General features: G+C 73.0%; 20 protein-coding genes and 2 tRNA genes. 10 read left to right on the top strand and 12 right to left on the bottom strand.

The features are described from left to right. Positions 1-320 precede the first annotated feature (320 nt). Positions 321-722, top strand: coding sequence for a MerR family transcriptional regulator (locus tag Cch01nite_RS12485; protein ID WP_203754704.1), 402 nt, complete (start codon positions 321-323; stop codon positions 720-722). Between the two features lie 67 nt (positions 723-789). Here Cch01nite_RS12485 and Cch01nite_RS12490 read toward each other — a convergent pair whose 3' ends face one another. From Cch01nite_RS12490 to Cch01nite_RS12545, 12 genes are all read right to left on the bottom strand, one after another. Beyond that, positions 790-1179 carry a hypothetical protein gene (locus tag Cch01nite_RS12490; protein ID WP_203754707.1) on the bottom strand — a complete coding sequence of 130 codons (390 nt, stop codon included), beginning with the start codon at positions 1177-1179 and terminating at the stop codon, positions 790-792. Beyond that, on the bottom strand, positions 1176-1370 hold the full coding sequence (locus Cch01nite_RS12495) for a type II toxin-antitoxin system HicA family toxin (protein ID WP_203754710.1): 195 nt from the start codon (positions 1368-1370) through the stop codon (positions 1176-1178). Before Cch01nite_RS12495 ends, Cch01nite_RS12490 begins: the two co-directional genes overlap by 4 nt. Positions 1371-1769: 399 nt before the next feature. Further along, positions 1770-2498, bottom strand: a complete 729-nt coding sequence (locus Cch01nite_RS12500) for a hypothetical protein (protein WP_203754713.1) — start codon at positions 2496-2498, stop codon at positions 1770-1772. Further along, positions 2474-3121, bottom strand: a complete 648-nt coding sequence (locus Cch01nite_RS12505; protein WP_203754716.1) for a 3'-5' exonuclease — start codon at positions 3119-3121, stop codon at positions 2474-2476. The genes Cch01nite_RS12500 and Cch01nite_RS12505 overlap by 25 nt, the downstream gene beginning before the upstream one ends. Then, positions 3118-3396: a hypothetical protein gene (locus Cch01nite_RS12510; RefSeq protein ID WP_203754719.1), complete on the bottom strand. Its 279-nt coding sequence runs from the start codon at positions 3394-3396 to the stop codon at positions 3118-3120. The genes Cch01nite_RS12505 and Cch01nite_RS12510 overlap by 4 nt, the downstream gene beginning before the upstream one ends. 282 nt (positions 3397-3678) lie before the next feature. Beyond that, complete coding sequence (locus Cch01nite_RS12515) at positions 3679-3951, bottom strand: hypothetical protein (protein WP_203754723.1); 273 nt, start codon at positions 3949-3951, stop codon at positions 3679-3681. 461 nt (positions 3952-4412) lie between these two features. Beyond that, positions 4413-4604 (bottom strand): hypothetical protein, encoded by a 192-nt coding sequence (locus tag Cch01nite_RS12520; RefSeq protein ID WP_203754725.1) that lies wholly within the window; start codon positions 4602-4604, stop codon positions 4413-4415. 792 nt (positions 4605-5396) lie between these two features. Continuing rightward, positions 5397-5708, bottom strand: coding sequence for a hypothetical protein (locus tag Cch01nite_RS12525; RefSeq protein WP_203754728.1), 312 nt, complete (start codon positions 5706-5708; stop codon positions 5397-5399). Beyond that, positions 5705-5941 (bottom strand): helix-turn-helix domain-containing protein, encoded by a 237-nt coding sequence (locus Cch01nite_RS12530; RefSeq protein ID WP_203754730.1) that lies wholly within the window; start codon positions 5939-5941, stop codon positions 5705-5707. The genes Cch01nite_RS12525 and Cch01nite_RS12530 overlap by 4 nt, the downstream gene beginning before the upstream one ends. Positions 5942-6023: 82 nt before the next feature. Beyond that, a complete protein-coding gene (locus Cch01nite_RS12535; RefSeq protein WP_203754732.1) occupies positions 6024-6350 on the bottom strand; it encodes a hypothetical protein in 327 nt (108 codons plus the stop codon). 465 nt (positions 6351-6815) lie between these two features. Next, the gene (locus tag Cch01nite_RS12540) at positions 6816-8249 is read right to left on the bottom strand and encodes a tyrosine-type recombinase/integrase (protein ID WP_203754743.1); all 1434 of its coding nucleotides are present in this window, start codon (positions 8247-8249) and stop codon (positions 6816-6818) included. Between the two features lie 113 nt (positions 8250-8362). After that, positions 8363-8433 (bottom strand) — tRNA-Gly (locus Cch01nite_RS12545). Between the two features lie 117 nt (positions 8434-8550). Between Cch01nite_RS12545 and Cch01nite_RS12550 the strand changes: the two genes are divergently transcribed. From Cch01nite_RS12550 to Cch01nite_RS12590, 9 genes are all read left to right on the top strand, one after another. Beyond that, a tRNA-Pro gene (locus Cch01nite_RS12550) sits at positions 8551-8624 on the top strand. Positions 8625-8760: 136 nt separating this feature from the next. Continuing rightward, positions 8761-9204: a hypothetical protein gene (locus Cch01nite_RS12555; RefSeq protein ID WP_203754745.1), complete on the top strand. Its 444-nt coding sequence runs from the start codon at positions 8761-8763 to the stop codon at positions 9202-9204. A 96-nt stretch (positions 9205-9300) separates the two neighbouring features. Beyond that, complete coding sequence (locus Cch01nite_RS12560; protein WP_203754747.1) at positions 9301-10650, top strand: glycosyltransferase; 1350 nt, start codon at positions 9301-9303, stop codon at positions 10648-10650. A gap of 184 nt (positions 10651-10834) precedes the next feature. Then, positions 10835-12202 (top strand): trigger factor, encoded by a 1368-nt coding sequence (tig, locus tag Cch01nite_RS12565; protein WP_203754749.1) that lies wholly within the window; start codon positions 10835-10837, stop codon positions 12200-12202. 198 nt (positions 12203-12400) lie between these two features. Next, positions 12401-13018, top strand: coding sequence for an ATP-dependent Clp protease proteolytic subunit (locus Cch01nite_RS12570; RefSeq protein WP_275407204.1), 618 nt, complete (start codon positions 12401-12403; stop codon positions 13016-13018). A gap of 46 nt (positions 13019-13064) precedes the next feature. Continuing rightward, positions 13065-13766 carry an ATP-dependent Clp protease proteolytic subunit gene (locus tag Cch01nite_RS12575; protein ID WP_275407205.1) on the top strand — a complete coding sequence of 234 codons (702 nt, stop codon included), beginning with the start codon at positions 13065-13067 and terminating at the stop codon, positions 13764-13766. Positions 13767-14003: 237 nt separating this feature from the next. Further along, positions 14004-15284 (top strand): ATP-dependent Clp protease ATP-binding subunit ClpX, encoded by a 1281-nt coding sequence (clpX, locus tag Cch01nite_RS12580; RefSeq protein ID WP_203754751.1) that lies wholly within the window; start codon positions 14004-14006, stop codon positions 15282-15284. Positions 15285-15341: 57 nt separating this feature from the next. After that, positions 15342-15656, top strand: a complete 315-nt coding sequence (locus Cch01nite_RS12585) for a chorismate mutase (RefSeq protein WP_203754753.1) — start codon at positions 15342-15344, stop codon at positions 15654-15656. A gap of 147 nt (positions 15657-15803) precedes the next feature. Further along, positions 15804-16994, top strand: coding sequence for a baeRF2 domain-containing protein (locus tag Cch01nite_RS12590; protein ID WP_203754755.1), 1191 nt, complete (start codon positions 15804-15806; stop codon positions 16992-16994). The last annotated feature ends 4 nt before the right edge of the window (positions 16995-16998 follow it).

The raw sequence follows: 16998 nt of genomic DNA on the forward strand, positions 1-16998 counted from the left end.
CGGGTCCGCAGCGAGGTGCAGTGACCCCATTTCCGAAACCAGTGTCCGGTTCAAACCGGAACCACCCCCGGAGCGGACGACGGGAATCGAACCCGCGTAGCCAGTTTGGAAGACTCGTTCTGCACCGTTTTACGGGTGTCTGTGACCAGGGATTTAGCGCCCTGACCTGCGCAGATACTAGCGGACGTTTTCGCGGCAACCGCGCTAAGACGCGCTAATCGCGCTGACTTAGGGTGCATGAGGGTGCAGACATGAGCCTCCGGCGGTGGTCGAGGGGTGCTCTCGTAGGCATGACAGACCTGCCACCTACGGTGCGTGTCATGGCCTCGACACTGACACCAGCCGCCTACGCCGAACACGTCGGCGCGTCCGAGCGCAGCGTGCGCCGCTGGCTGGCCGACGGTGAGCTGCCGGCCGCCGAGCTCGTGGCCCGGCGCTGGGAGATCCCCGCCGACGCGGTCCGCGTGCAGCGGCTTCCCGAGGCGGTCGCCGACGTGTCGAGAGACGCCGTCGCGCCCCGGGCACCACGGCCCGCGACGACGCTCGTCGGCGCGCTCGAGACGCTGCCGATCTACGTCGACGTCGACACCGCGGCCCAGCTCCTCGGCATCAGCCCGTACGCGGTCCGCCGGCACGCGGACGAGCTCGGTGGGCGCCGCTGGGGCCTGAACGGCGCGCTCGTCATCCCGCAGTCAGCTCTGCGCGAGCTCGCTGGCCTGTGACCCCTGACAGGCCATGACAACGGCATGCCAGTCATGGCGTGTCAGGTCGCCTGTCCGCGTGAGGTCCCTACGAGCTGACCAGCTGGTGCGCGCGCTGGTGGGAGACGCCGAGGATCGCGCCGACGTCGCGGAGCGTGACGTCAGCCGCGGCGAGGTCGCGCGCGAGACGCTGGGCCCGCTGCGACGCGTCGCGCTCGAGCGCAGCAGCCTGCTCGCGTTCCGCGCGGATCGCGTCGAGCTCGGCACCGACGTCGAGCCCGTCGACGCGCGCGACCGCGAGTGCGACCTCGACCGTGTCGAGCGGGACGGCAAGCGTGACCGCGACGAGCTCGCGTGCCATGGTCGGTGCGTCCGCGAGGCGACGCGCCTGAGTGACCCCGTCGACGTCGGGGACCGTGATCGTCCACCAACGGCCCTCACGGACCGCTGTCGCGGTGTAGGTCGTGGTGGTACTCACTGCGCCTCCTTGATGGCCTTGGCGATCTTCCGATACACGCCCGGACTGATCGTGCGGTGTCCGTCTGGAACCGCGACGCCGATCCCGCTTGAGTGTTCCCACCACGTGTGTGAGCCCACGGTCCGGACGGGCGCGAACCCGGCGTCACGCAGTTCGCGCTGGACCTTGCGCGTCGGTTGCTCTGCAATCACGAGGATAGTCAAGCGCGGCTAGACACCGCTAGGCAAGTCGGCCTAGACGCTTTCGGGACTCGGGCCCGGGCCGCGCCGGCTGGCGACCGACGACGACGACCTCGAAACCCCAGAACGATCCTGACGGCGCCGTGATGATCGGCTGAGGGCGCCGGGTCGTGGGCCCCGTTCATGCGCTCATGACGGAGCCGGGCGCGTCGGGTCGAACAGGGCGCACGAGAGACGAATCGGGCCCGTTCCGGCTCGTTCGTCCTGGTCAGGGGGTTGCGAGAGGGAAAGTGAAGCGGACGGCTCGCGTGGGTTTCCAGCCCTGTCAAAGAACCGCTCGCGCTGGCCCTCGTCGTCGTGCGTGGTCGAGGCCCTCGCGTCGCAGTCTCGCCGCGGTCGTCGGGTCGTCGTTCAGCTGTTCGCGTCGAGCCAGGCGGCAGCGGCCTCGGCGCGGGTCCTGCCGTCGGGCAGGGCGTGTGCTGCTGCACGGTGCTGGGCTTCGAGCTGGACGGCGGCGGCGCACGGGTGGCACAGGCGGGCCGCGACGCCCATCCCCATGCCGCCCGGACCGATCGGCACGTTGCTCCGGCCGAACGCGATGAGACCGGCGTCGAGCACGAGCCACGTCTCCTGGGTCGTGGTCGTCGACTCGTGGCACGCCTGGCACACGGTCTGCTGGTGCCGGGCATCCTGCGCTGCCTGGCGGTCCTGCGCGTGCTTGAGCGCCCGGCGGGCGGCAGCGAGCCGGGCGGGGTGGAAGTACGCCTCTCGGTCGGTGTCGTCCAGGGTGGCGGCGATCTGCTCGACCCCGGCGCGGAACGCTGTGCCGTCCCCCAGGCCGCCAGTCTCAGGAGCCCGGTCCCTACCGTCCCGCTCGGCGATGGTGGCGCGGTAGATGTCGACGGCGGCGGCGTACCGGTAGGGGGTGCCGTTCGAGGTGCCGTGCTTGGGCCCGGACTCCCAGAGCTGCATCTCCGTGGCCCGGTCGGCGGAGTAGTAGGGACGCAGCTCGTCGGGGACGAACAGCGGATCGTCCGGGTCGTCGGGCCACTGCGAGTGAGGGGACTGCGGCAGCGTGTCGCCGCCCGGGCGGGCGCCGTCGGCGGCGGGGCGGGTCAGGCGGGGGAAGTTGGGGGACACGGGGCAGGCTCCTTCGTGGCGGTGGCGGTGGCGGTGGCGGTGGGCTCGAGCGGCAGGGGGTCAGGTGTGGTGATCGCGTCGTACAGGGCCAGGGCCCACAGAGCGTCCCCTCGGGCCGTGTGCCGGGTCTCGGTGGGCACGTCGACCCCGACGGCGGCGCTGAGGTCGTCGGAGCGCCACGGGGGCGGGGCGGGGTGCCCGCGGCCGGCGAGGAACCCCGCTGCCAGGGCCAGGACGTCGACGAGGTGGTGCGACCACGGCAGCGGGTGGCTGTGCGCGAGCAGTAGTCGGCCGAGCACGGCCGCGTCGTACGCGGGGTTCACCCCGACCAGGTGCGGGGCGGGTGCGTCCGGGCCGGTGTGCAGGAACCGTGCGAGCAGCCCGGCGGCGTCCGGACGCGGCACGGCGTCGGCGGGCGTGTACCGGGCGGCGTAGTCCTCCCGGAAGCGGGCCGGGAGGCGGGCCGCGCGCTCGGGGTCGTGCCGCACGAACAGGTGCAGCTCACGGTCGGTGCCGTCGGGGTCGCGGCGCAGCGCGTACACCTCCCACGGCTGGGCATCGGGGTCGAGCCCGGTCGTCTCGCAATCGACGAACACGAGCGGGGCGCGCTGCTCGCCGTTCACGGCAGCGCACCCTGCTCGGCCACCGGAGGGGACGCCGGCGGTTCAGGGATCGGCGGTCGCCCGGCTCGCACCGACGCGGCCCACCGTTCGTGGGCGGACTGCTTGGTCATGCCGAGCCCGGCGCCGATGACCCCCCACGGCACACCAAGGCGCCGGTAGCGGGCCACGGCCTCGAACTCACGCACCGCAAGGCGCCGCTCAACCGTGGCCCGCCGCTCGGCCAGCGCGCGCAGCTCCGTGCGCGCTGCCTCGTTGTCCGTCACCACCTCGGCCACGCTAGGACCGCCCGCCCACACGACCGACCGGAGCGCCCCGGGTCAGGGGCCCCTGACCAGGAACGGGACACGCGGCGGCGCCCGTCGCCGGCGTCCACCTGCGCGGGCCGCGAGGCGCCTGCGGGCGGTTCGAGGGTGCCGGGACGAGCGTGGTGTCGAGGGCGGCGCGAGGCGCCTGCGGGCGGTTCGAGGGTGCCGGGACGAGCGAGTTCTCGAGGGCGGCGCTCGGTGCACCGGAGGCGAGCGAGGGCGGGCCGAGACCCACACCGGGTGGCGCGTCGGTCACGGGTCGTCCGCCGGGTCGGCGGTGGGGAACAGGTCGGGCTGCTCGGGCGGGTTGGACGGGGGGTTGAGGTGCCGACCCGCGAGCTCGGCCAGGTCGACGCGCACGTGGCAGGGCACGCACCGGGGGACGTACTGCCAGGGGTCGAGCGAGTAGGGCTTGCCGTCCTGGATGAGCTCTTCGGGGTCGGCGTGCGCGTAGGACCACTGCCGGGCCGGTAGTCCGCAGTCGACGCACGGGTGCGCCTGCGCTGGGCCGCGGTCGGTGCGCACACGGCGGTGCGCCGCGCCATAGCCCGCGACGGCTCGGCGACGGTGGCGTCGCCGGTCTCCACACGAACGGGACTTGCCCGCGTTGAGGTTGCCGACCGTGACCGAGACGCTGCGGCCGCAGTCGCACTCGACGCGCCATCGGTGCCCATCGCGCTCGACAACTACGAGTTGACCGAACCGGCGCCCGGTCAGGTCGACCCACCGAGGCGGCGGCACGCCGAACGGGTCGCCGTACCGCAGCCGACGCATGTAGTGCGACCCGCAAAGGCCCCCCGTGAGCACCGCGCGCGTGCAGCCCTCGGCGCCGCACTCGCCCGACCGTGCTGCCACGGCTCCGGGATACCACTGCGCGCCGACACTCCGATGCACGCCGAGTGCAGCGTGACCGAGCGTGGTGCACCGGGCCGGGTCGCACGCTGCGGCGAGCGGTGTTCGTCGCACCGCTCGCCGCAGCGTCCAGGTCAGCGCGCGCCGCTCGCTCGACGTCGCGCGTCGAGCGGCACGACGGCTGCCTCGGAGGCCGTCGACGGGCGACCTGCCGGCTCGGGCGCGGCGCGCATCGCTGCGACGAACTTGGCGACCTCGACGGACTCCTCGGCGGTCAGGGACATGGTGAGCGAGCCGCCTCGGGGCGGGTCGGTGGTGGCGCTCATGCGGGCTTCTCCTTGGTCGGTGGGGTGTGACATAGGTGGGTGTGACATAGGTGGGGGTGTGACATAGGGGGCTTTAGCCCCCCCATATGTCACGGCGAGGCGCGGTGCGACGGCGTACAGGTTCGCCCTGCGTGGCTCATAGCTCCCGCGCCTGACCAGCTGCAACCACTCGCCCTCGGCCGCGAGCCTGTTCAGCGTCTCGTTGGCTGCGCGGTGCGAGATCCCCACGCGCTCCCCGACGTCCCGACAGGTGGCTGCCGGTCTCGACGTGCCCCTCTCGAGCGCGATGTCGACGACGGCTCGCAGGACCTGCCGCCTGCGCTCGTCCATCGTCGCGCCGTCCAGTTCCTTGCGCACGAAGTCGAGGAACTCGAGCACGTCGTCTCGGTCCCAAGGTCCGCGCTCCGCGACGACCTGAGCTGTCTCGTTCCAGTGTCGGAGCACGAAGTCGCTGCACCGCTGACGAGGCATCGGCCGACCGCCCCGGCCCGTCGACACCTGGCGCCCGAGCGCGCTCCCGGGCTGCGTGAGCAGCTCGTGGAAGTCGGCGAACGTCCAGCCGAGACGGTGGGCCGAGAGCATCACTCGGCGCAGCGCCCTGACGACGGCGTTGCGCCCGCCAGCCAGGTCGGCGCCGTCCCGAACGAGGTCGACCATCACCCCCGGGAGCGGCTTCCCCCTACCCATGACGGCCCGGCCGATGGTCCGTCTGCCACACTCGCGCTGTCGCTGGGAGCACCTCGACACGGGTGGCGCGCTCCGCGCCCTGGAGCGCGCCACCGTCCCATCCGGTCACGACGACTCGACCGCGTGGCCGGCGGCCCGGTACGCCGCGAGCTGCTCGGGGGTCGGGTGCGGGTGTACGAGCCAGACGCGCACGCCGGTGTCGCGCAGCCGCTTCGCACGCTCGAGCCCGCTCGACAGCGCGACGAGCGCGACGAGACGCACGTGCGGCTGGTCCGCGCCGCCGAGAACGTCGCAGAGCGTGTCCAGGTCGAGCGTGACGTCGCCGCGACGCGCGGCCGTCCGCACGTGTCGGGCGGCGCCGGTCCCGGTGACGACCACGACGGGCGGCCCGTCGTGGTGCGTGGTCAGGGCGCTCATGCGCCGGGCGCCCGGGTGGCCGCGACGGACGAGGCGTTGATGAACGCCTCGAGGTCGCTGCGGCGCAGCCGGATGCGCCGGGGGCTGTACCGCACGGACGGCAGTCGTCCGTCGGCGATCATCCGGTAGACGGTGTCCGGGCTCGTGCCCAGTACCGCGGCGCCGAGCGGGACGGTCAGCATCTCCTCGGGTGCGGCGGCGGGGCGCGCCGGGGTGCGCTTGGTCGTGCTCATGGTGGTGCCCTTCGGTTCGGGTGAACCGGCCCAGGGGCGGGGGGCGAACGGCGACGGGCCGCGGTTGCGAGGCCGGGGGTCGTCAGGCGGCGTGCGTCGCTCGCGCCCGCGGGTGCGGGGGAGCGGCGGTCAGCACGGCGTCCGTCAGGGTCAGTAGTTGCACGGGTGGATCGGGGTCGTCGAACCGCTCCCGGTCGGCCCTCACCGTCACGAGCGGGTCCGGGGCGAGTTGGCCCTCCCGGACGAGGTCGAGGGCGTTGCGCTCGTCGGCCGTCGTGAGCATCTCGACGATGTGCGCCATCTCGCGCAGCGGAATGAGCAGCTCGCCGTACATTGCCTCGAGCAGCTCGTCGCCGCTCCCGTGGAGGCGACGTGTCCGAAGCGAGTGCGAGGCGATGGTCGACCTCACGGCAGGTGCGGCGGTCCTCGCTCGCGTCGTCCTGCGTGCCTGGGGGTGCCGAGCGAGGTCCAGGTCCGCGAACCGCAGGGTCGCCGTGCCGCGCTCACGGCGGACACCGTCGGCGCCGATCACGACCCGGACTCGGCTGACGCGGCGCAGCTCGCCCGTGGGGCGTCCCTCTGGGCTGACCGAGTGCCAGTCTCCGCTCCTCGACCACTGCCGGCGCTCCACGACCGGCACGGAGGCCAGGAACGCGCCGCAGCGCTCGGTGGCTGCGTCGGCCCGCTGCTGCTCGCGCGCCGCTGCACGATGTCGTCGCGCGCGCCGTCGCTGCTGGCGGCGATGCGTCGTCGCTGCTCGCATGTGCGGAATCCTATTTGTCGGAAGTGGTGTGGCCGCGGTGGGTGCGGGGGCCTGGGAGAGACGGTCGGCGACGCGCCGCCGTGGTGCTCGACGACGCGTCGCTCGTAGTGGTCAGCGGCGGGCCGACAGGTGCACGACGTTCTCGGCGCGGTGGGCGTCCTCGAGCGCGGCCATGCGCTGCGCGAGACGCTGGTCGCCGTCGTCGCTCGCGTGCTGGTAGATCATCGCCGCGACGACTGTCGAGTGACCGAGGCGCCGCTTGAGCTCGGCGAGGGTCGCCCCGGCCTCGGCGGCGCGCGTGGCGCCGAGGTGGCGCAGGTCGTGCCAGCGCACGCCCTCGCACGAGACGCCCTCGAGCGCGGCCGCGCGTCGGGCGCGGGCGAACATCGCCGTCCGCGGACCGCGGCGCAGCGGTCGGCCCGAGCTCGTCGAGAACACCAGAGCTCCGGGGGAGTGCACGTCGAACCGCTCGAGGTGCTCGAGCAACGCCTGCCCGGCGGCGGGCGGCAGGTGCACCGTCCGGCGTCCGGCGTCCGACTTCGGGGGGCCGTAGGTCACGGGCTTGCCCGGCAGCTCGACAAGCGCCTGCTCGACGCGCAGCCGCACCGAGCCGTTCGGGGACACCTGGACGTGTCGGCGCTCGAGCGCGAACAGCTCGCCGGCGCGCAGCCCGGACCAGGCCGCGACGACGACGGCCGCGGCGTACCGGTCGGCGGCCCCCATGTGGCGGGCGAGCGCGTCGACCTGCTCAGGGGTCGGCAGCACCCGCTCGTGCGGACGGACGTGCCCGGCCCGGCGCACCTGGCAGGGGTTGGCGTCGATGAGCTGCTCACGCACCGCGTCGCCGAGGATCGTGCGCAGCAGCCGGTACGCCTGCGCCGCGACGGTCTGCCCGGCGTCGTGCGCCGCTGGGGCCGTGGTCGCGGCCCGCGGGCGCCCGGCGGCGCGCCAGGCCGCGAGAGCCTCGGCGGGCAGTCGCCCGGTCGCCTTGACCGGCACGCCCTGCTCGCCCGAGCGCTGCGTGCGCACCCGCAGACCGCGCGCAAGGCACCACGCCCGGGCGTGCTCGGCGTCCGTCGCAGCGGTCGCGGTCTGCTCGGCGCGCTCGAGAGCGGCGTCGTGCGCCGCGTGCACGAGCGCGTCGTGCCACTCGGCGACGACGCCGACCGACAGGGCCCGCAGCTCGTAGGAGCCGAGGTCGAGCGCACGGCGCCCCGGGCCCGGCAGCGGCAGGGGACGCAGCAGCCAGCGCTCGAGGAGCCGCCCGTACAGCTCGCGGGTGCGCGGCGCGAGCTCGTGGCGCCGGACGAGCCAGCCGCGGGCGTAGTCGGACAGGGCGCGGGCGCCGCGCTCGGGGGCGTGGTAGGTCCCGCGGTAGACGTCCGACAGGACGACCGCGAGAGCCGAGTCGGCCTCGGTGCGGGTGGGGAACGTGCCCACGGTCCGGCGCTTGCCGTCAGGGCCGGTGTAGCGGGCGAGGAAGGTCCCCGAGCGGTTCTCACGGACGTTGCCGTAGATGCGTCGGGCGGTGGCGGTGGGGCTCACGTCGTGTCTCCTGCGCACCCTGAGGGTGCATGAGGGTGCAGGGTGAGACCTCCTGCACCCGGCCAGGGGGGCGACACGTGCCCGATACGCACCTGACCTGCGGCGTTAGTGCGAGCGGACGACGGGAATCGAACCCGCGTAGCCAGTTTGGAAGACTGGGGCTCTACCATTGAGCTACGTCCGCACAGGTCGAGCCGCGTATGCAGTGCATGCGCAGCCCGGACCGCGGCACCCAGGGTACCGGGTGCGAGCGGGCGCTTCGTTCACCAAGGGCGGCCCGAGGGTCGTCGTGAGGTGTGCACGGGATGTGGCGCAGGTTGGTAGCGCGTCCGCTTTGGGAGCGGAAGGTCGTGGGTTCGAATCCCGCCATCCCGACCTGGTGACGGTGCACGTCAGGGGCGTGCGTTCACTCGTCCGGGGGACATGGGTGGCTTTCCGCCGAAACGGTGCGGAACCTCGCGATACGGTCGCGCCGCGATCCGGCCGTCCGACCCCGTGAGGTGCGTGGCACATGTCAGCGAAGAGCAGGCTGCAGAAGGTCCTGTCGACGATCCTGGAGCACGACGAGACGGTCGTCGTCCAGACGGGGATGCAGGTCAAGAAGCTGAAGACGCGCGACGAGGCGAAGCGGACCCTGGCCCGCACGGCCGGCTCGCTCGCGCTCGGGATCGCCACGGCGGGCTCGTTCACGGTGGTCACGTCGACCGCGCCGTCCTGGCTGGTTGTCACGAGCCGGCGGGTCTTCGTCCTGTCGCGGCCGGACTTCGCCGACCCCGAGCTGCTGATGCAGGTGCCGCTCGCGGAGGTCACCGCGAGCCGCAAGCAGCGCATCCTCGCCGAGGTCAGCATCGGGATGCGGTCGGACGGCGAGCCGCTGCTGCGCATGAACCTCGGGTGGCGGCCGGGCACGGCCCGGCGGGTCGTCGCGGCGGTCGAGGGCGTGCCGGTCGGGTAGCCGTTCCGGACGCCTGTCCGACGCGGACGTATCAGGAGGAACCGCCGGGTGTCCTGATCGGGGACTGTCCCGACGCACCCCTGGAGAGACGTTCCGATGAGCAGGATCCTGTTCACCCTCAGCCCCATCACCGGTCATGTGCGACCCGCGCTGCCGCTGGTCCGCCGGCTCGTCGACGACGGCCACGACGTCGTCGTCTACACCGGCTCGAAGTTCCGTGACGCCGTCGTCGCGGCGGGCGCGAAGGCGGCGCCGATGGTCGTGGGCCGCGACCTGGACGATGCCGAGATCGACGCCTGGTCGCTCGCGCACGGCGCGCCCGCTCCGGGCGTGAAGCGGCTGCAGTGGGACGTGCTGCACCACTTCGTCGGCACCGTCCCCGGGTTCCTCACCGACCTCGACGCGCTCGTCGAGGACGAGCGGCCCGACGTGGTCGTCCTGGACAACGGCTTCGTCGCGGGCGGCATCGTCGCGCGTCGGCACGGCATCCCGTCGGTCCTGATCTCGGTGACGCCGCTGCCGATCTCGAGCAAGGACACGGCGCCGTTCGGGCTGGGCCTGCAGCCGCCGCGCACCGGGATGCAGGCGCTGCGCTACGCGGTGCTCGGGTGGTTCACGCAGAAGGTGCTGTTCCGCGAGGCGCAGCGCGCCGCCCGCCAGGTCGTGCTGGACGCCGGGCTGCCGGTGCCGGACGGGTTCTTCATGGACTGGATCCACAGCCTCACGACGCGGGTCCTGCACCCGTCCGTGCCGTCGTTCGAGTACCCGCGCAGCGACCTGCCCGAGAACGTCGAGCTGGTCGGCCCGCTCCTGCCCGCCGGCATCGACCTGTTCGTCCCGCCCGCGTGGTGGGGCGACGTCCTCGCCGCCCGTGCCGCGGGCACGCCCGTCGTCCTCGTCACGCAGGGCACGATCGCGACGGATCCCGAGCGGCTGCTGTGGCCGGCGATCGAGGCCCTCGCGGGCGAGGACGTGCTCGTGGTGGCGACGACGGCGACCGCCGAGCCGCAGGACGTGCTGCCCGAGCAGCCGCCGGCGAACCTGCGGGCCGCGCGCTTCGTGCCGTTCGACCGGCTCCTGCCGCTCGTCGACGTCATGGTGACGAACGGCGGCTTCGGCGGCGTGCAGCAGGCGCTGGCCGCGGGCGTCCCGCTCGTCATCGCCGGGCGCTCGGAGGACAAGGCCGAGGTGGGGGCCCGGGTGGTGTGGTCCGGCGCGGGCGTCGCGCTGCCGACGGACCGGCTGACGGACGTCACCACGTCGGCCGCGGTGCGCGCCGGGGTCCGCGAGGTGCTCGGGCAGCCGTCATACGGGGGCGTGGCCCGGATGCTCGCCGAGGAGTACGCGCGGTACGACGGAGTCACCCGGACCGTCGAGGTGATCGAGGAGCTCGTGGCGGCTGCCGCCACGTCGCCCGCCGAGCAGGAGCACGCCGAGGCGGCATGACGCGTCTTCCCGGTGGGGCCTTCGCGCGGCGGTGGCCCCACCGGCGGCTTTGGCGGGAGATCCTCGCGGTGGCGTAGCATCGAGGGTCGCGTGTGCGCGCCCGGATCGGTTGCGCGCAGCCCTCAGAGCGTGCCATCAGCCGGAAGTCGCCGGCGCCGGCCCCAATCAGTTGGAGAGCATCGAAGTGAAGAGCGCCGTCGAGACCGTGGAGCCCACCAAGGTCAAGCTGACCGTCGAGGTGACGTACGACGAGCTCAAGCCGAGCATCGAGCACGCCTACCAGCACATCGCCGAGCAGGTGACGGTGCCGGGCTTCCGCAAGGGCAAGGTCCCGCCGCGCATCATCGACCAGCGCGTCGGCCGCCCCGCGGTCATCGAGCACGCCGTCAACGAGGGCCTGTCCGGCTTCTACGCCGAGGCCGTCCGCGAGAACAAGCTGCGCCCGCTCGGCCAGCCCGAGGTCGAGGTCACGAAGGTCCCCGGGCTCGTCCCCGGCGAGGACCAGGGTGAGCTGCACTTCACCGCCGAGGTCGAGGTCCGCCCGGAGATCACGGTCCCGGCGCTCGACGGCCTCGCGATCACGGTCGACGACGTCGAGGTCTCCGACGAGGACGTGCAGGGTCGCCTGGACGCGCTGCGCGAGCGGTTCGGCACGCTCGTGGGTGTGGACCGCCCGGCCGTCGAGGGCGACTTCGTGGTCCTCGACCTCGTCGCCGCGATCGACGGCGAGCAGGTCGACTCGGTCAGCGGCGTCAGCTACCAGATCGGTGCGGGCAACATGCTCGAGGGTCTCGACGAGGCGCTCACGGGCCTGTCGGGCGGCGAGTCGACGACGTTCGAGACCGCCCTCGCGGGTGGCGAGCACGCCGGCGAGACCGCCCAGGTCACCGTCTCCGCGAGCACGGTCAAGGAGCGCCAGCTCCCCGACGCGGACGACGACTTCGCGCAGCTGGCCAGCGAGTTCGACACGCTCGACGAGCTGACGGCGGACCTGCGCGAGCAGGCCGGCCGCATCAAGGCCTCGAACCAGGCCGTCCAGGCCCGCGACCTCCTGCTCGAGCAGCTGCTCGCCGGCACCGAGATCCCCGTGCCGAGCGGCGTCGTCGAGGCCGAGGTGCACCGTCACCTCGAGGGCGAGGGCCGCCTGGAGGACGACGAGCACCGCGCCGAGGTCGGCGAGCAGGCCACGACGGCGCTGCGCAACCAGATCCTGCTCGACACGCTCGCCGAGCAGCTCGAGATCAAGATCAGCCAGCAGGAGCTGCTCGACTACCTCGTGAGCGCGTCCCGCCAGTACGGCATGGACCCGAACACGTTCATCCAGACCGTCGACCAGCAGGGCCAGATCCCCGCGATGGTCGCCGAGGTCGCCCGCTCGAAGGCGCTCGCCGTCGCGCTGCGCCACGTCGCCGTCACCGACGGCAAGGGCGGGGCGGTGGACCTGTCCGAGTTCATCGGCTCGGACGAGGAGGACGCGGCCGAGGCCGCCGCCGAGCAGGAGTCGGCCCCGGTGGCGGGCTCCGACGCGGCGACCGCCATCCCGGCGGTCTGACCTCTCCGGCACGAGACGCAGGGCCCCGCACCGCGACCGGTGCGGGGCCCTCGTCGTCGGTGCTGCGCCGACAGCGAAAACCCCGGGCGGCGCGCCATGGGCGGGCGTGCCCGGGCGTTAGTGTCACTGCAGCGCGCGGCGGGGAGACCCGGTGGCGCGGTGCAGGACCAGCAGCGGACGTCAGACGAAGGAGCCTTCGTGAACGAGCAGATGCCGGCGATCGCCCGGGCGGACTCCCCGGGCCTCGGCCTCAACGACCACATCTACAACCGGCTGCTGCGCGAGCGCATCATCTGGCTCGGCTCCGAGGTGCGTGACGAGAACTCGAACGCCATCTGCGCGCAGATGATGCTGCTCGCGGCCGAGGACCCCGACAAGGACATCTGGCTGTACATCAACTCGCCCGGCGGCTCGATCACGGCCGGCATGGCGATCTACGACACGATGCAGTTCATCCAGCCGGCCGTGGCGACGATCGCGATGGGCATGGCCGCCTCGATGGGCCAGTTCCTGCTCTCGTCGGGTGCGAAGGGCAAGCGCTACGCCCTGCCGCACGCCCGCGTGATGATGCACCAGCCGTCGGGCGGCATCGGCGGCACGGCGACCGACGTGCGCATCAACGCGCAGCTGATCCTGCACATGAAGAGCGTGCTGGCGGAGCTGACCGCGGAGCAGACCGGCAAGAGCGTCGACCAGATCAACGCCGACGCGGACCGCGACCGTTGGTTCACGGCGCCCGAGGCGCTCGAGTACGGCTTCGTCGACCACGTCGTGGAGCGCGCCGGGTCGGTCGCCGGCGGCGGTGGCACCGCCTGAGCGGCGCCCGCCCCACCCGACCCCATCTGAACCCAAGGAGAATCCCGTGAGCATGGAGTCCCAGTTCATGGCCCGGGCCGGCGCTCTCGCCGGTCCCGGTGGCCTGGCCCCGTCGTCGCCGTCCGGCCGGTACGTGCTGCCGCAGTTCGAGGAGCGCACGGCCTACGGCTTCAAGCGCCAGGACCCGTACACCAAGCTGTTCGAGGACCGCATCATCTTCCTCGGCGTGCAGGTCGACGACGCGTCGGCGGACGACGTCATGGCCCAGCTGCTCGTGCTCGAGAGCACGGACCCGGACCGTGACATCACGCTGTACATCAACTCGCCCGGCGGCTCGTTCACGGCGCTGACGGCGATCTACGACACGATGCAGTACATCAAGCCGCAGATCGTCACGGTGTGCCTGGGTCAGGCCGCGTCGGCCGCCGCCGTCCTGCTGGCGGCGGGCTCGCCCGGCAAGCGCCTCGCGCTGCCGAACGCGCGCGTGCTCATCCACCAGCCCGCGATGGAGGGTGGCGGCTACGCGCAGGCGTCCGACATCGAGATCCACGCGAACGAGCTCATCCGGATGCGCGAGTGGCTCGAGGAGACGCTGTCCCACCACACGGGCCGCGACCTCGAGCTGGTCCGCAAGGACATCGAGCGCGACAAGATCCTCACGGCCCAGCAGGCGGCCGAGTACGGGATCGTCGACCAGGTGCTGGCCAGCCGCAAGGGGGTCGTCCCCACGGTGGTCCAGCCCACCTGACGCGGCGCCGCCGCCGGGTCCCCACGGACCCGGCGGCGGCCCCCGTTCGGGCCGCCGGCGGCCGCAAAACGCGACACGCCGAGGTCCGGACGGGGGACACGCCGTCGCCACGCGGGCCGGTTCGGCTGACACGGCGGCTGGCGTGGTGTGCAATGGGGGAGACGTCACCCCCTCGGGGGGTGAGGACGGACGACGCACCGCCCGCCGGGCGGAGGGCGACACAGGAAGGGGACGCGCGTGGCTCGTATCGGGGACGGAGCCGATCTCCTCAAGTGCTCGTTCTGCGGCAAGTCCCAGAAGCAGGTCAAGAAGCTGATCGCGGGCCCCGGCGTCTACATCTGCGACGAGTGCATCGAGCTGTGCAACGAGATCATCGAGGAGGAGCTCGCCGAGGCCACCGAGGTCGGGATGGTCGAGCTGCCGAAGCCGAAGGAGATCTTCGAGTTCCTCGAGCAGTACATCATCGGCCAGGAGTCGGCGAAGCGGGCCCTCGCGGTGTCCGTCTACAACCACTACAAGCGGGTGCAGGCCGGCGAGGCCGGTCGCGCGTCGGCCGAGGACCACGTCGAGATCGCGAAGTCGAACATCCTGCTGGTCGGCCCCACGGGCACCGGCAAGACGTACCTCGCGCAGACCCTGGCCCGCATGCTGAACGTCCCCTTCGCGATCGCGGACGCGACGGCCCTCACCGAGGCGGGCTACGTCGGCGAGGACGTCGAGAACATCCTGCTCAAGCTCATCCAGGCCGCCGACTACGACGTCAAGAAGGCCGAGACGGGCATCATCTACATCGACGAGATCGACAAGATCGCCCGCAAGAGCGAGAACCCGTCGATCACGCGCGACGTCTCCGGCGAGGGCGTGCAGCAGGCGCTGCTGAAGATCATCGAGGGCACCACCGCCTCGGTCCCGCCGCAGGGCGGCCGCAAGCACCCGCACCAGGAGTTCATCCAGATCGACACGACGAACGTGCTGTTCATCGTGGCCGGTGCGTTCTCGGGCCTGGACGACATCATCGCGGCCCGTGCCCGCAAGCGTGTCGTCGGCTTCGGCGCCCCGCTGCTCGAGGCGCACGACGAGGGCGACCTGTTCTCCGAGGTCCGCCCCGAGGACCTGCAGAAGTACGGCCTGATCCCCGAGTTCATCGGTCGCCTGCCGGTCGTCGCGGCGGTCGCCCGCCTCGACCAGGACGCGCTCGTGCGGATCCTCACCGAGCCGCGCAACGCGCTCGTCAAGCAGTACCAGCGCATGTTCCAGATCGACGGCGTCGAGCTCGAGTTCGACGACGAGTCCGTCGCCGCCATCGCCGACCAGGCGCTGCTGCGGGGGACGGGCGCACGCGGTCTGCGGGCGATCATGGAGGAGGTCCTCCAGCAGGTGATGTTCGAGGTGCCGAGCCGCGACGACGTGGCCCGCGTGGTCATCACCCGCGACGTGGTGCTGGACAACGTCAACCCGACGCTCGTGCCGCGCGAGACCCCGCAGGACAAGCGGACGCCGCGCGAGAAGAGCGCCTGACGGTCGGTCCCCGGACGGTTCGTCGGCCCACGCGCCGCTGCGCCTAGGATCACGCACGTGAGCGACCTGCCGGCCCCGATCCCCGCCGAGCTCGCGCGCCTGCGGGGGAGCATCGACAACATCGACGCGGCGCTCGTGTACCTGCTCGCCGAGCGGTTCAAGGCGACCCAGCAGGTCGGTGTCCTCAAGGCGTCGCGCGGGCTGCCGGCGTCCGACCCGGGGCGTGAGGCGCAGCAGGTGGCCCGTCTCCGGGACCTCGCGCACCAGGCGGACCTCGACCCCGTGTTCGCGGAGAAGTTCCTCGCGTTCATCGTCGAGGAGGTCATCCGGCACCACGAGGAGATCGCGCAGGACCACGCCGCGCGAGGCTGACGGTCGGGCTGACCGGCGGCTCTGGCGCAGGAGTGGCGCCCGCTCGCCCGGTGGGCGACTGTAGGGGGGTCAGCCCCGGCAGGACGCGCGGGGGCGGAGCGTGCTCAGCGGTCGCCCGGGGACCTGTCGACCCGGAGGGTGCTGCCCATGGATCTTCGTTGGCTCAAGCCGCTGCTCGGACGCCCGGCTCCGTTCACCACCGTGTACCTCGACGCGACCCGCGCCGAGTCGGCGGGTGAGACGGAGACCGTCGACCGTTGGCGTGCACTGCGGCGGACGCTCGAGCGCGACGGCGCGCCGAGCGGTGTGCTGGACGAGATCGGCGACCTGGTCGCCACGCCCACCGGGGTGCGCGGACCGCACGGCCGGGTCGTCGTCGCGGACGCCCACGGCGTGGTCGTGGACCGGGTGCTGGCCGAGCCGCCCGCGCAGTCGAGCGCGGTGCACGGTCCCGCGCCGGCGTTGCTGCCTGCGGTGCGGGCGGCGGACGAGACGGTCGACCTGGTCGTGGTCCGGGTGGACCGCAACGGCGCGGACCTCGTGCGCACGAGCCACGGGTCACGGCCTGCCGGCGCCGTGGACGTCGAGCACGTCGAGGGTGGGCACGACGACGTGCACAAGACGCGTGAGGGCGGCCTCGACCGGCGCAGCCAGACGCGCGCGGAGGACTCGTGGCAGCGCAACGCCGAGGCCGTCGCGGAGGCGCTGGACCGCCGGGTCGCCGAGCAGGCGCCCGACGTCGTCGTGCTCACGGGGGACGTGCGGGCGGTCGCGCTCGTCAAGGAGGCCCTGGGGCGTCCCGCCGCGGAGCTGGTCGTCGAGGTGCTCGGCGGCACGCGAGGCGAGGGGGTGCACCAGGACGCGTTCGACGGGAAGGTCGCAGAGGTCGTCGCCGAGTTCCGGCGGCGCCGGCGGGAGACGGTGCTCGACCGCTTCCGGCAGCAGCTCGGCCGCGGCGAGGGCGCCGTGACCGCGCTCGACGACGTCATCGACGTGCTGCGACGGGGGCAGGTCGACGAGCTGGTCCTGCACACCTCGGCGATCACGGGGCTCGGCGAGCGCGAGCTGTGGGTGGGGCCGGAGCCGCTGCAGGTCGCGCTCGACGCGGACGAGCTGTCGTCGCTCGGGGTCGGTGACGACCGGCGACGGATGCCGGCGGGGGTCGCGCTGCTGCGGGCCGCGCTCGGGCAGGACGCCGGGGTCACGTTCGCCGACGACGGCACGGTGGAGCTCGTCGACGGGGTGGGCGCGGTGCTGCGCTGGTCGGACGGGTCGACGCCGAGCGAGTCGGTGCCGAGCCAGTCCGCCGACCAGCGGCGGCTGCGGTCGGTGGTCTGAGGGG

The organism is Cellulomonas chitinilytica (assembly GCF_016862675.1).
Lineage (GTDB): Bacteria > Actinomycetota > Actinomycetes > Actinomycetales > Cellulomonadaceae > Cellulomonas > Cellulomonas chitinilytica.